Source organism: Stenotrophomonas sp. 21LCFQ19, assembly GCF_056861425.1.
Map to the genome: position 1 here is coordinate 24,403 of NZ_JBSPUF010000005.1, position 12,905 is coordinate 37,307.

12 protein-coding genes and 1 tRNA gene are annotated in these 12,905 nt (G+C 64.5%); 5 read left to right on the top strand and 8 right to left on the bottom strand.

Translation table 11 applies throughout. From position 1 onward, the window contains the following. Nucleotides 1-13: 13 nt before the first annotated feature. The gene (locus AC13FW_RS07095) at nt 14-235 is read left to right on the top strand and encodes a hypothetical protein (RefSeq protein WP_482988651.1); all 222 of its coding nucleotides are present in this window, start codon (nt 14-16) and stop codon (nt 233-235) included. A gap of 526 nt (nt 236-761) precedes the next feature. On the opposite strand, the gene ychF is transcribed toward AC13FW_RS07095, so the two are convergent. The 8 genes from ychF to AC13FW_RS07135 all read right to left on the bottom strand — a co-directional run bounded on the left by ychF (nt 762) and on the right by AC13FW_RS07135 (nt 7,639). Beyond that, nucleotides 762-1,853, bottom strand: a complete 1,092-nt coding sequence (gene ychF / locus AC13FW_RS07100) for a redox-regulated ATPase YchF (protein WP_296252459.1) — start codon at nt 1,851-1,853, stop codon at nt 762-764. An 84-nt stretch (nt 1,854-1,937) separates the two neighbouring features. Further along, on the bottom strand, nt 1,938-2,516 hold the full coding sequence (gene pth, locus AC13FW_RS07105; protein WP_296252462.1) for an aminoacyl-tRNA hydrolase: 579 nt from the start codon (nt 2,514-2,516) through the stop codon (nt 1,938-1,940). Nucleotides 2,517-2,569: 53 nt separating this feature from the next. Next, the gene (locus tag AC13FW_RS07110; RefSeq protein ID WP_282267139.1) at nt 2,570-3,172 is read right to left on the bottom strand and encodes a 50S ribosomal protein L25/general stress protein Ctc; all 603 of its coding nucleotides are present in this window, start codon (nt 3,170-3,172) and stop codon (nt 2,570-2,572) included. Nucleotides 3,173-3,277: 105 nt separating this feature from the next. Next, nucleotides 3,278-4,237 carry a ribose-phosphate diphosphokinase gene (locus AC13FW_RS07115; protein ID WP_282267136.1) on the bottom strand — a complete coding sequence of 320 codons (960 nt, stop codon included), beginning with the start codon at nt 4,235-4,237 and terminating at the stop codon, nt 3,278-3,280. Nucleotides 4,238-4,345: 108 nt separating this feature from the next. After that, nucleotides 4,346-4,422, bottom strand: a tRNA-Gln gene (locus AC13FW_RS07120). A gap of 3 nt (nt 4,423-4,425) precedes the next feature. Continuing rightward, nucleotides 4,426-5,322: a 4-(cytidine 5'-diphospho)-2-C-methyl-D-erythritol kinase gene (gene ispE, locus AC13FW_RS07125; RefSeq protein WP_482988652.1), complete on the bottom strand. Its 897-nt coding sequence runs from the start codon at nt 5,320-5,322 to the stop codon at nt 4,426-4,428. After that, on the bottom strand, nt 5,301-5,960 hold the full coding sequence (lolB, locus tag AC13FW_RS07130) for a lipoprotein insertase outer membrane protein LolB (protein WP_482988653.1): 660 nt from the start codon (nt 5,958-5,960) through the stop codon (nt 5,301-5,303). Before lolB ends, ispE begins: the two co-directional genes overlap by 22 nt. Continuing rightward, a complete protein-coding gene (locus AC13FW_RS07135; protein WP_482988654.1) occupies nt 5,957-7,639 on the bottom strand; it encodes a tetratricopeptide repeat protein in 1,683 nt (560 codons plus the stop codon). The genes lolB and AC13FW_RS07135 overlap by 4 nt, the downstream gene beginning before the upstream one ends. Nucleotides 7,640-7,706: 67 nt before the next feature. Here AC13FW_RS07135 and hemA point away from each other — a divergent pair, with 67 nt between their 5' ends. The 4 genes from hemA to ppk2 all read left to right on the top strand — a co-directional run bounded on the left by hemA (nt 7,707) and on the right by ppk2 (nt 12,862). Further along, complete coding sequence (gene hemA, locus AC13FW_RS07140) at nt 7,707-8,990, top strand: glutamyl-tRNA reductase (protein WP_296252472.1); 1,284 nt, start codon at nt 7,707-7,709, stop codon at nt 8,988-8,990. Further along, complete coding sequence (gene prfA, locus AC13FW_RS07145; RefSeq protein ID WP_482988655.1) at nt 8,968-10,053, top strand: peptide chain release factor 1; 1,086 nt, start codon at nt 8,968-8,970, stop codon at nt 10,051-10,053. The genes hemA and prfA overlap by 23 nt, the downstream gene beginning before the upstream one ends. Nucleotides 10,054-10,289: 236 nt before the next feature. Beyond that, nucleotides 10,290-12,002, top strand: coding sequence for an O-linked N-acetylglucosamine transferase, SPINDLY family protein (locus tag AC13FW_RS07150; RefSeq protein ID WP_482988656.1), 1,713 nt, complete (start codon nt 10,290-10,292; stop codon nt 12,000-12,002). Nucleotides 12,003-12,043: 41 nt separating this feature from the next. Further along, nucleotides 12,044-12,862 (top strand): polyphosphate kinase 2, encoded by an 819-nt coding sequence (gene ppk2 / locus AC13FW_RS07155; protein WP_482986363.1) that lies wholly within the window; start codon nt 12,044-12,046, stop codon nt 12,860-12,862. The last annotated feature ends 43 nt before the right edge of the window (nt 12,863-12,905 follow it).

Consider the following 12,905-nt stretch of genomic DNA (forward strand, 5'->3'; position numbering starts at 1 on the left):
ACAAGGCCCGCCATTGGCGGGCCTTGTTGTTTGTGCGGGCCTTGGCGGCACCACCAGCCAGCACTGCCTGGACAACACCATGACAATTCTTCTCCACAGCCGCTGTGTGCAATGGCTGGAGAAGGCTGTGGACAACCGCGTGCAGGCCTTGCGCTGCAAGGCTTTCAAAATGGCGGTGTTTTTTTCGCCACTGCACTACAACGAAGGCATGCGGCTTTTTGTGGGAGCGGCGTAAGCCACGAAGCACGCACATCATCAGATGCCCCAGCCTCCCGGGACTGCAGGAATACCAGCTTCGTGGCTGACGCCGCTCCTACAAGCAGTCATCCGGCTTATCGGGTTCTCCACAAGCGCTGTGCGCAATGGCTGGAGAAGGTTGTGGACAACCGCGTGCAGGCCTTGCGCTGCAAGGCTTTCAGAATGGCGGTGAATTTTTCGCCAATGCACTACAACAACGGCGTGCGGCTTTTTTGTAGGAGCGGCGTAAGCCGCGAAGCACGCACATCATCAGGTGGCGCAGTCTCCCGGCGTTGCAGGAATGCCAGCTTCGCGGCTCACGCCGCTCCCACAAGCATCCGTCTGCCCAGGGATTTCTCCACAGCCGCTGTGTGCAATGGATGGAGAAGACTGTGGACAATTGCGCGCAGGCCTTGCGCTGCAAGGCTTTCAAAATGGTGATCAAATTTTAATCACACAACAAACCACACATACAACACGGCCCCGCATTGCGGGGCCTTGTTGCTGCAGCAACGTCGCTGGAATCAGACGTTGAAGCGGAAATGCAGCACGTCGCCTTCCTTGACGATGTAGTCCTTGCCTTCCAGGCGCAGGCGGCCGGCTTCCTTGGCGCCCTGCTCACCCTTGAGGTTGATGAAGTCCTCGTAGCTGATGGTTTCGGCACGGATGAAGCCACGCTCGAAGTCGGTATGGATCACGCCTGCTGCCTGCGGTGCGGTCGAACCGGCGCGCAGCTGCCATGCGCGGACTTCCTTCACACCTGCGGTGAAGTAGGTCTGCAGGCCAAGCAGCTTGTAGCCGGCACGGATCACGCGGTTCAGGCCGGGCTCTTCCAGACCGAGATCCTTGAGGAACTCGTCGCGGTCGGCGTCGTCCAGCTGCGCCATTTCTTCTTCGATGGCCGCACACACCGGCACCACTTCGGCACCTTCGGCCGCGGCGCGGGCGCGCACGACATCCAGCAGCGGATTGTTCTCGAAGCCGTCTTCGGCAACGTTGGCGATGTACATCAGCGGCTTCAGCGTGATCAGGAACATGTCACGGATCAGCGCCTTCTCATCGGCATCGAGGCCGGCGGCACGCGCCGACTTGCCCTGGTCCAGCGCCGAAGCCAGCTTTTCCAGCACCGGCTTGCGGGCCAGCGCTTCCTTGTCGTTGGCCTTGGCCGCGCGGGTGGCGCGATCCAGCGCCTTCAGCACCGATTCCAGGTCGGCCAGCGCCAGCTCGGTATCGATGGTTTCGATATCAGCGATCGGGTCGACCTTGTTGGCCACGTGGATGACGTTGCCGTCTTCGAAGCAGCGCACGACGTGGGCGATGGCGTCGGTCTCGCGGATGTGGGCCAGGAACTTGTTGCCCAGGCCTTCACCCTTGGACGCACCAGCGACCAGACCGGCGATGTCGACGAACTCCATCGTGGTCGGGATCACCCGTTCCGGCTTGACGATGGCTGCCAGCGCATCAAGGCGCGGATCCGGCACCGGCACCACGCCGGTGTTCGGCTCGATCGTGCAGAACGGGAAGTTGGCCGCAGCGATACCCGCCTTGGTCAGCGCATTGAACAGGGTCGACTTGCCGACATTGGGCAGACCGACGATGCCGCATTTGATACCCATGCTTGAACTCCCGTGAATGGAAAATCGGGAATGGAGAACCGGAAGGGCCTAGTGCCGTTCCATTCCCCATTCCCCATTTTTCGCTCACTTGGTGGTGTGCAGACGCTTCATCGCTTCGCTGTAATCACCGGCTACCGCCAACGGCATCACGTCGATGGCCGCATCGATGGCCTGTGCCATCAGCACGGCGTCGTCCGGCGACGGACGGCCCAATACCCAACCCACCACGCGGTCCTTGTGACCGGGATGGCCGATGCCAAGACGCAGGCGATGGAACTTGCCATGACCGAGCAGACGGATGGTGTCACGCAGGCCGTTCTGGCCGCCATGACCACCGTCGAACTTGAGCCGGGCCACGCCGGGCGGCATGTCCAGTTCGTCGTGTGCAAGCAGGGTCTGTTCCGGCTCGATCTTCCAGAACCGCTGTGCGGCGGTGACCGATTTGCCAGACAGGTTCATGTAGGTCGCCGGCTTCAACAGCCACACCGGCTGCCCGGCAATCTCGACCTTGGCGACTTCGCCAAACAGTTTGCTTTCCAGCGCCCAGCGCGCGCCCTGCCGCTCTGCCAGGGCCTCAACGAAATGAAACCCGGCATTGTGCCGGGTCCGGGCGTGTTCGGGTCCGGGGTTGCCCAGACCAACGATCAATCGCAAGCCAGTCATCTGTCAGATACACCTGCTGCGCCCGCTCCGAAGAGCGGGCGCAGCATGGCCGATTACTCGGCTGCTGCTTCTTCTGCAGCGGCGGTCTTGGCGATGACAACAGCGTCGTCATGGCCCTTGCCCAGCTTCAGGGCCGGAATTTCCACGCCAGCCGGCAGCTTCAGGCCCGACAGGTAGATGATGTCGCCAGCCTTCAGCTCGCCCAGGTCGACTTCGATCGACTCCGGCAGGTCCTTCGGCAAGCAAGCGATCGACACTTCCTTCAGTTCGTGGGTGACCAGCACGTCGGCAGCCTTGCCAGCCGGCGAGGTGTCTTCGTTGATGAAGGTCAGCGGCACCGAAGCGTGCAGCACTTCATTTTCGTTCACGCGCTGGAAATCCAGGTGCATGACCAGCTGCTTGTACGGGTGACGCTGCATGTCACGCAGCAGCACCTTGTGGATGGTGCCGTCGAGGTTCAGGTCGATGATCGACGAGTAGAACCAATCGTTGAACTGGGCCAGCCAGATTTCGTTGTGGTTGAACTGGACCTTCACCGGCTCCTTGTCACCACCGTAAACGATACCCGGGACCACGCCTTCGTGACGCAGGCGGCGGCTCGCACCCTGACCTTGCACGTCACGACGGGCGACTTTGATTTCGTGGGAATTTGCCATTGTTGACTACTCTAGGTTGTTGCATCGCCTCGCGGCGTTGCGTAAAGACTCTTCCGCGACCAGAAGAGCCCGTGATGATCCCCGGCAAGCCGGGGACCGGATGCATCAATCCACGTACATCGAGCTGACCGACTCACCGAAGGCGATGCGACGCATCGTCTCGGCCAGCATTTCGGCCACGCTGATCTGGCGGATCTTGGGACAGACGCGGGCCACTTCGGAAAGCGGAATCGTGTCGGTCACCACCAGCTCGTCGAGCTGGGAGTTGTTCAGGTTGTCCACCGCCGGGCCCGAGAGCACGGCGTGGGTGCAGTACGCGGCGACCTTCAGTGCACCGCGCGCCTTGAGGGCGGCAGCGGCAGCACACAGGGTGCCGGCGGTGTCGACGATGTCGTCGACCATCACGCAGGTCTTGCCCTCGACGTCACCAATGATGTTCATCACGGTGGCGACGTTGGCACGCGGACGGCGCTTGTCGATGATGGCCAAGTCGGCATCATCCAGGCGCTTTGCCACGGCGCGGGCGCGTACCACGCCGCCTACGTCCGGGCTGACCACGATCAGGTTGTCGGTGCCGTAGACACGCCAGATGTCGGCCAGCAGCAGCGGCGACGCATAGACGTTATCGACCGGCATGTCGAAGAAACCCTGGATCTGATCGGCGTGCAGGTCGACCGTGAGGATCTGGTCGGTATGCACGGCCGAGAACATCTTTGCAGCAACCTTCGCGGTGATCGGCACGCGCGAGGAGCGCATGCGGCGATCCTGGCGGGCGTAGCCGAAGTACGGCACCACCGCGGTGACGGATGCGGCGCTCGCGCGCTTGAGCGCGTCGATGATCACCAGCAGTTCCATCAGGTTCTCGGCACTGGGAGCACCGGTCGGCTGAACGACGAAAACATCCTGCTTGCGCACGTTTTCCTGGATCTCGACCTGTACTTCACCGTCGGAGAACTTGGAAACCAGCGCCTTGCCCGGCCTTACCCCGAGTTCCTTGCAGATGCTCTGTGCAAGAGGTTTATTGGCATTGCCGGAAAAGACCAGCAGGTTCGGGGAATCTTGCATGACAGCTCTCTCGGGCGGGGGCGAGTAGCAAATGGAAACGTGAGTACTGCAGTGGTGGCGCAGGTGTGACTGGCGCACATCCATTGCGCTTACAGCGTTGGGAGTGTGTGGCAGGGGCGGTAGGATTCGAACCTACGAATGCCAGGATCAAAACCTGGTGCCTTGGGCCTCTTGGCGACGCCCCTGCATCAAACAATTCCCGTCGTATCCAGCGCATCCAGCAGTGGCGAGCGATCAACACCCGCAGCTACCCATGCTCGCAGTTGCGGCGGCAACTCCGCCAAGGCCTGCTCTGCAGCAGCGCGCGTGGCGAACTCGACGAAACAACCGCTTCCCGACCCCGTGAGTCGTGCCCGACCAATACCTGACAAGGCCTGGAACGTCGCCTCGATGGCAGGTTCCTGGCGCCGTAGTACCGGCTCGAACGCATTTCCGAGGACGGTCCCGGAAGCGAAGTCCGCTATTTTCACGGGCTTGGCATCCCGCGTCAAATGCTGTGAACGGAAAAGTTCAGCCGTGGGCACGTGAACGCCCGGATCCACCAGCAAATACCATGCTTCCGGCAATTCCATCGGCGTCAGCAATTCGCCCACACCTTCGGCCCAGGCGCTGCGCCCGCGCACGAATACCGGTACATCGGCGCCTAGACCGACACCAAGTGCGGCCAGCGCGTCCTCGTCCAGACCAGTGCCCCATAGCGCATTCAGCGCCACCAGCACGGTTGCCGCATCGGATGAGCCACCGCCAAAGCCGCCGCCGGCAGGGATCCGCTTTTCGACCCGGATATCGACACCTTTACCGCAATTGGTGGCATTTTTCAGCGCGATGGCCGCACGAACCACCAGATCATCAGCCTCGGCTACACCGGCCACCGATGGCCCGTCCCGATGCACCTGACCATCTTCACGCAGGCGCAGCCCGATGCGATCACCCCAATCCAGCAGCCGGAATACGGTCTGCAACACGTGGTAGCCATCCGCGCGACGGCCGGTGATATGCAGAAACAGGTTCAACTTGGCCGGGGCCGGCCAGTACGACCAGCCCGCTTCGACAACAACGGCAGTCATGGCGCGTCCGCACCCCATTCATCCACGATCAGGCGGACCTTGGCATCGCCATTGACCGCCTCGATCCGGCGCGGCAACGACGGACGCCCGGCCTCGGCCGGGTACCAGTCCAGGTAATCCACCTGCCAACCCTGCTGGCGCAGTACCCGTGGCCGCCCTTCGGCGTCGAAGCCCAGGTGTTCGGGACTGGCACCGGCGCTGGGAAGACCGCGCACCCACTCCGCCAGCTGGGCGACCGGGATTTCCCAGCCAGTGGCCTGCAACAGCAACTGGCCGGCGTCATCGGCCGTGCGCGGCCCGCCATCAAGTCCCTCCAGACGCACCGCCTGGCCGGGCTCACCACCACTGAGTTGCCAGCTCTGGCGAGTCACTGGTGCAGCCAGGCTGACCTGATAGGCAGGCCCCTGCTGCAGCCAGTCGATCCGGCCGTTGCCACCGTTGCGCCCCTTGCTGATCGCCACCCGGCCCTGGAACGACCAGTCCGGCTGCGCCCGCAAGGCGGTTTGCCGCTGCTGCTCCGCCGCCTGTGCCTGCGCGGACACCTGCGCCACTTCAGCCGCTACCGGCGCCGTTTGGCGCTTGGGCACCGAACCACAGGCTGCGAGCGTACCTACCACCAGCAGCGCCAACGGCGCCCGCCACATCATTACGTTCATACACCCAACTTTTCGATCGCACGCTGCAGCGCACGGTTGTCCGGATCCAGCTTGCGGGCCTCGTCGAAGTAGCGCCGGGCTTCGTCTTTCTGCCCCAGCACCCACAGCACCTCGCCCACATGCGCGGCGATTTCCGGGTCCTTGTTCAAGCCCCAGGCGCGGCGCAGATGCACCAGCGCCTCGTCGTTGCGACCCAGCCGATACAGCACCCAGCCATAGCTGTCGACGATGGCCGCATTGTCCGGCTCGGCGACGCGCGCACGGTCGATCAGCTCCAATGCCTCCTGGTAGCGCTGGGTGCGGTCGGCCAAGGTATAGCCCAGCGCGTTCAGCGCCGCCACGTTCTCCGGCTCGGCCACCAGCACCTTGCGCAGGTCAGCCTCGGCGCGCGGCACATTGTCGTTGCGCTCCCAGGCCAGCGCGCGGGCGTACAGCAAGGCACTGTCATCCGGGAACGCAGCCAGGCCACGGGCCAGCACATCGAACTCGGCCTTGGTATCGCCATCACGCAGTTGCAGCTCGGATTCGAGCAGATAGGCGTCACGGCGCACATCGTCGTCCAGCGAGGCATCGGCCTGGATCGATTGCACTTCCTTGGCAGCGCGCGCCTTGTCGCCCATCAGGTGCAGCGCGTTGACCGCACGCAGCTGGGCCTCACCGCGATGCTCGCCACCGGGCACGCCGTGATACCAATCCACGGCTTCCTGGTAGCGCTTCAGGTACTCGGCGATCTTGCCCAGCAGCAGGCGCTGGTCGGGATCAGGCTTGCTGGCCTTGGCCGCGATGTCCTGATACAGCGCCAGCAGCGCCACATCGTCCTTCTGCTTGGCCAGCAGCGAGGCACGCATGCCCCAGCTCTGCAGGTTCTGCTCACCTATCGACAGGACATGCTCGGCTGCGGCGGTTTCACCCAGCGTGTCATAGGCGATGGCCAACGCACCACGCAGCTCTTCGTCCTTCTCGGCCCTGGGCTCGATGCCCTTGAGCAGGGTCAGCGCCTCGTCCTTCTTGCCGGCTTGGTTGAGTTGGGAGGCATGCAACAGCGCCACCCGCGGCTCGTCCGGGAAGCGCCGGACCACCTCGCCGACCATGCGCCGCGACAACTCCGGTCGCTCCATGCGCAGGGCCAGCCGGCCGAACTCCTGCCAGGCCTCCAGATCATTGGGGATCGCATTGGCGTCCACCAGCATGCCCAGCACCTGTGCCGGCACCGCCGGGTCGCGGCCACCAGTAGCCAGCGCCAGCAGCGCATAGCGCCAGGCGCGCGGCTCAGGAGAGCGCAGCACCGCCAACAACTCCTTGCGGGCCAGCTTGGCATCGCCATTGCGCATGGCCAGCGCACCACGGGTGCCGCGCACTGCGACCGAACCAGGGTCACGCTGCGCCCAAAGCGCCAGCGCCTGTTCGGCGCGGTCGGCATCATCGGCCAGCATGGCGATGCGGGTGGCACGTTCAGCCAGGCCCACGTCGCCCTTGGCTTCCTGGGCGGCCTGCAGGTACCAGCGGGCGGCATCGGGCAACTTGCCGGCCTGCAGCGAGAATTCGCCGGCCAGCACCGGGGTCAGCGGCAGGCCTTCGGCCGCCAATGGCGCTTGGACTGGCGCAACCGGGGCCGCCAGCACCGGAAAAACCGGCAGGGAAAGCAACAGAACGGTGCATATGCGATTGAATACGGGCATCTGACGCAACCGGGCCGTAAAATGGCGGCCTTCAACAGCCAGCAGCTTATCGCAAGCAACTGAACAGATGACCCTGTGGGTGCTCGGACTGAATCACCAGACTGCGCCGGTAGAACTGCGCGAACGCGCTGCCTTTGGCGGAGACGCCCTGCCGCGCGCGATGGATTCATTGCGGCAGACCCCGCAACTGGCCGAGGCGGTGCTGCTGTCCACCTGCAACCGCACCGAGCTGTATGCCGTTGCCGAGGACAGCAAGGCCTTGAGCCACTGGCTGGAGCACCACGCCGGCAGCCTGCAGGGCTACCTCTACCAGCACAGCGACGCTGAGGCCGTGCGCCACCTGTTCCGGGTCGCCACCGGCCTGGACTCGATGGTGCTGGGCGAGCCGCAGATCCTGGGCCAGGTGAAAGATGCCTGGGCGCTGGCCCACGACAGCGGCGCAATCGGGCAACAATTGGACCGGTTGTTCCAGCAGACCTTCTCCGTGGCCAAGCGTGCCCGCACCGACACCCGCGTCGGCGCCAATCCAATCTCGGTGGCTTCCACCGCGGTGCGGCTGGCGCAGGACTCGTTTGCACGAATGGATGAATCCACCGTGCTGCTGGTCGGTGCCGGCGAAACCATGGAGCTGGTCGCCAAGCATCTGAGCGATGCCAAGGTGAAGCGCCTGCTCATCGCCAATCGCACCCTGGCCAATGCCCAGGACCTGGCCAGCCGGCACGGCGGCGTGGCGTTGCCCTTGACCGAGCTGGAGCGCCATCTGGGCGAAGCCGATGTGGTGTTCTCGGCCACCGCCGCGCGCGAGCCGGTGATCCTGCACCGCCAGGTCGCCAACGCGTTGCGCCTGCGCCGGCACAAGCCGATGCTGCTGTTCGACCTGGCCGTGCCTCGCGATATCGACGCCGAGGTTGGCACGCTGGCCGACGCCTACCTGTACACCGTGGATGACCTGGAACGGGCCGTGGAAGAAAACCGCCGCGGCCGCCGCGAGGCCGCCGCCGAGGCCGAATCCATCATCGACCTGCAGGTCACCCGTTACCTGGAGAACCTGCGCGCCACTCGCCTGCAGGCGCCGATCCGGCAACTGCGCGCGTTCGGCGAGGCCACCCGCGCCGAATTGCTGGCCAAGGCCCGGCAACAGCTGGCGCATGGCAAACTCCCCGACGAAGTACTGGAGCAGTTGGCGCACGGCCTGACCAACCGCCTGCTGCATCCACCCACCGCCGCCCTGCGCCAAGCCGCGCAGGATGGCGATACCGATCTCACCCGCGCCGCCGAGCGCCTGTTCCCGGCCACCCCCGGGTATCACCACCCCGCTGCGAGGAATGATGACGCCGACCCTGCGCCGTAAGCTGCTGGCACTGGCCGAGCGCCGAGAAGAACTGGAACGCCTGCTTTCCGACCCTGATGTGGTCGCCGACAACGAGCGTTTCCGCAATTTTTCCCGTGAGTTCTCGCAACTGGAACCCATCGCCACTGCATTGGCGAACGAAACCCGTGCGCTGGAAGACCTGGCCTCGGCCGAAGCCATGCGCAATGACCCGGAACTGCGCGAGCTGGCCGAGGAAGAAATCAGCGCTGCCCAGGCCCGCCTGCAGGTATTGGACAAGGAACTGGCGCTGCTGTTGGTGCCACGCGACCCGCGCGATGAAGGCAACCTGTTCCTGGAAGTGCGCGCCGGCACCGGCGGCGACGAGGCGGCGATTTTTGCCGGCGACCTGTTCCGCATGTACGCCCGCTATGCCGAGCGCCAGGGCTGGAAGGTGGAAATCGAATCCGACAACCCCGGCGAACACGGCGGCTACAAGGAGATCGTGGCACGCGTGGTTGGCCGCGGCGCCTACTCCAAGCTGAAGTTCGAATCCGGCACGCACCGTGTGCAGCGCGTGCCGGCCACCGAATCGCAGGGCCGCATCCACACCTCGGCAGCGACGGTGGCGATCATCCCCGAAGCCGACGATGTCGAAGACGTGGTGATCAACCCTGCGGATCTGAAGGTGGACACGTTCCGTTCCTCCGGCGCCGGCGGTCAGCACGTCAACAAGACCGAGTCGGCGATCCGCATCACCCACGTCCCCACCGGCGTGGTGGTGGAATGCCAGACCGAGCGCAGCCAGCACGCCAATCGCGACAAGGCGATGAAGCGACTGAAGGCGCAGCTGCTGGATGCCGAGCGCAGCAAGCAGGCCGCAGCCCAGGCCGAGTCGCGCCGCCTGCAGGTAGGCAGTGGCGATCGCAGCCAGCGCATCCGCACCTACAGCTTCCCGCAGGGCCGCATCACCGACCACCGCGTCGAAGGCCTTACCTTGTATGACCTGCCCAACATCATCGAAGGCGGCCTCGACGACCTGATCGCACGGCTGCAGCACGAACACCAGGTGGATGAGCTGGCGCGCCTGGCTGAAGGGACGTAACCCCCTCCAGCACGCAGCACCTGCTTTGCTCCCTCCCTTATGCGAAGCATAGGGGAGGGCTGGGGAGGGGTAGCTTTGGCTTTGGCTTTGGCTTTGGCTTTGGCTTTGGCTTTGGCTCTGGCTTTGGCAGCTGCCTCTGGATTTGGCCTTAGTCGCCAGCCCAGAGCAAAATCAACAGCTACCCCTCCCCAACCCTCCCCTGCGCTACGCGCAAGGGAGGGAGCAAAGCAAGCACAATGACCAACGCCCTCAACGAACGCGACCAGCTCCGCAATGCCGTCACCCGCCAGCCCGGTGACTTCATCGCCTGGGTGATGCTGGCCGATGCAGAACTTGGCATCGGCGATGTGCGCGCAGGTGAAGCAGCTGCATCCAGAGCACTGCAGCTGCGTCCACAACACCCCGAAGCCCTCGCCCGGCTCGGCCGCGCCCGTTGGATGCAAGGCAGGCATGACGAAGCCGCCGCACTGCTGCTGCAGGCCTGCCAGCTCGCTCCGCAGCACCCCGGCATGGCCTTGTGGCTGGGGCACGTATTGGAAGATGCCAACCAGCCCGAAGCCGCCGCCGACGCCTATCGACGCGCGCATGCGCTGGCACCGGACGAGGCCTATATGGCCGCACAGCGCCTGAACTGGCAGCGCCGGCTCTGCGACTGGCGCGATATCGATGCGCTCTCGCAACAAGTGCGGCGCGCGGTAGCGCAAGGCAATCCCGCCGTGGAGCCCTTCGCCTTCCTCAGCGAGGATGCCAGCGCCGCCGAACAACTGGCCTGTGCGCGGCAACGTGCCGGCGTGCTTGCTCAAGCCATTCCGCGCCTGCCTGCAACGCAGGTGCGTGCACACGGCGCGCTGCGCGTCGGCTTTCTTTCCAACGGCTTCGGTGCGCACCCGACCGGACTGCTGACGGTCGCCCTGTTCGAGCAGCTGCACGCGCAGCCGCAATTGCAGGTCCACCTGTTTGCACTCAACCGCGACGATGGCAGCAGCATCCGCCAACGCCTGCAGGCCGCTGCGGAGCAACTGCACGACGTCAGCGGCCTGCCGCATGCGGCGATAGCCCAGCGCGTACGCAACACCGGCATCGATCTATTGTTCGACCTGCGCGGTTGGGGTGGCGGCGGCACACCCGAAGTACTGGCCATGCGCCCTGCTCCGCTGCAGTTGAACTGGCTGGCCTACCCCGGCACGTCCGGCGCGCCGTGGATCGACTACGTCGTCGCCGATGGATTCGTGCTGCCATCGGCGCTGGAATCAGGCTTCAGCGAAAGGGTGCTGCGCCTGCCGCGCGCCTTCCAGCCCTCGGACAACACCCGCATTGTTCAGTCGCCACCGTCGCGCGGCGACTGTGGCCTGCCGGAAGCCGGCGTGGTGTTCTGTTGCTTCAACAACAGTTACAAGCTCAACCCGCGCAGCGTCGAACGCCTGCTGCAGGTGCTGCTGGGCGTGCCCGGCAGCGTGCTGTGGCTGCTGTCCGGCCCAGGCAAGGCGGATCAGCGCCTGCAGGACGTCGCCCGTCAGCGCGGCGTGGATCCAGCCCGCCTGGTGTTCATGCGCAAATTGCCGCATCCGCAGTATCTGGCCCGCTACCAGCATGCCGATCTGTTCCTGGATACACACCCCTACAACGCCCACACCACCGCCTCCGACGCGCTATGGGCTGGCTGCCCGGTGTTGACTGCGCCCGGAAACACGTTTGCCGCGCGGGTGGCGGGCAGCCTCAACCATCACCTCGGCATGGATGACATGAATGTCGCCGATGACCAGACCTTCATCGCCAAGGCAATTGCACTGGCCAACAATACTGCCGCCCTGCAGGCCACGCGCCAGCGGCTGGCCGAAGCCCGCGAGCGTAGCAGCCTGTTCGACATGCCCGGCTTCGCCAGCGACCTGACCCAGTTGCTGCAACAGCTGGCCGGCAGCCACGGCTGGTGTGGCGCTGACATTGACTGACATGCGATTGGGTTAGGCTCGGCACTCCACAAGGAGTGACCATGGGCAAGCTCAAGCGCAAACAGTACGAAGCGTTGCTGGAACCGATGCAGCTGGAACTGGCCAACATGGCCCGCTGGGCCCAGCACTGCGGGCAGCGCGTGCTGGTGCTGTTCGAAGGCCGCGATACCGCCGGCAAGGGTGGTGTCATCCAGGACATCGCCAAGCACGTCAATCCGCGCCAGTGCCGGGTGGTGGCCTTGCCCAAGCCCAGCGAACGTGAAGACAGCCAGTGGTATTTCCAGCGCCATATCGCACACCTGCCCGCCGCCGGCGAGATCGTGCTGATGGACCGCAGCTGGTACAACCGTGCTGGCGTTGAAAAGGTGATGGGCTACTGCACCGATGCACAGTACAAAGACTTCCTCAAGCAGGCTCCCGCGTTCGAGAAACTGCTGATCGACGATGGCATCCTGCTGTTCAAGTACTGGCTGTGCGTGGACCAGGAACAGCAGGAAAAGCGCTTTGCCGAGCGCCGCGATGACCCGCTCAAGGGCTGGAAACTGTCGCCGATCGATCTGAAATCGCGGCAGGAATACAACGCCTACACGCAGGCCCGCGAAGCCATGCTGGAAGCCACCCACACCACACAGGCGCCGTGGACGCTGGTGGACTTCAATGACCAGAAGCGCGGCCGCCTGACCCTGATACGCGACCTGCTGGATCGCCTGCCGGATACCCACATCGACGAACCGGTGGTCGAACTGCCACCGCTGCCAGGCAAGCCCAAGAAGGAGAGGTACGGCGTGGTAAAGCCGATTACCCCGTTCGTTGTGGATGAAGAAGCCGCCAAGCCAAAGCGCACGTCCAGCGCCATGTAGTGCCGAGCCATGCTCGGCAGGAGCATTCCAGCAATGCCCGAAA

Bases quoted from the DNA above. Each gene is read 5' to 3' on its own strand.
- ychF (WP_296252459.1), bottom strand. From the start codon at position 1,853: ATGGGTATCAAATGCGGCATCGTCGGTCTGCCCAATGTCGGCAAGTCG.
- pth (WP_296252462.1), bottom strand. From the start codon at position 2,516: ATGACTGGCTTGCGATTGATCGTTGGTCTGGGCAACCCCGGACCCGAA.
- AC13FW_RS07110 (WP_282267139.1), bottom strand. From the start codon at position 3,172: ATGGCAAATTCCCACGAAATCAAAGTCGCCCGTCGTGACGTGCAAGGT.
- AC13FW_RS07115 (WP_282267136.1), bottom strand. From the start codon at position 4,237: ATGCAAGATTCCCCGAACCTGCTGGTCTTTTCCGGCAATGCCAATAAA.
- ispE (WP_482988652.1), bottom strand. From the start codon at position 5,322: ATGGGGTGCGGACGCGCCATGACTGCCGTTGTTGTCGAAGCGGGCTGG.
- lolB (WP_482988653.1), bottom strand. From the start codon at position 5,960: ATGAACGTAATGATGTGGCGGGCGCCGTTGGCGCTGCTGGTGGTAGGT.
- AC13FW_RS07135 (WP_482988654.1), bottom strand. From the start codon at position 7,639: ATGCCCGTATTCAATCGCATATGCACCGTTCTGTTGCTTTCCCTGCCG.
- hemA (WP_296252472.1), top strand. From the start codon at position 7,707: ATGACCCTGTGGGTGCTCGGACTGAATCACCAGACTGCGCCGGTAGAA.
- prfA (WP_482988655.1), top strand. From the start codon at position 8,968: ATGACGCCGACCCTGCGCCGTAAGCTGCTGGCACTGGCCGAGCGCCGA.
- AC13FW_RS07150 (WP_482988656.1), top strand. From the start codon at position 10,290: ATGACCAACGCCCTCAACGAACGCGACCAGCTCCGCAATGCCGTCACC.
- ppk2 (WP_482986363.1), top strand. From the start codon at position 12,044: ATGGGCAAGCTCAAGCGCAAACAGTACGAAGCGTTGCTGGAACCGATG.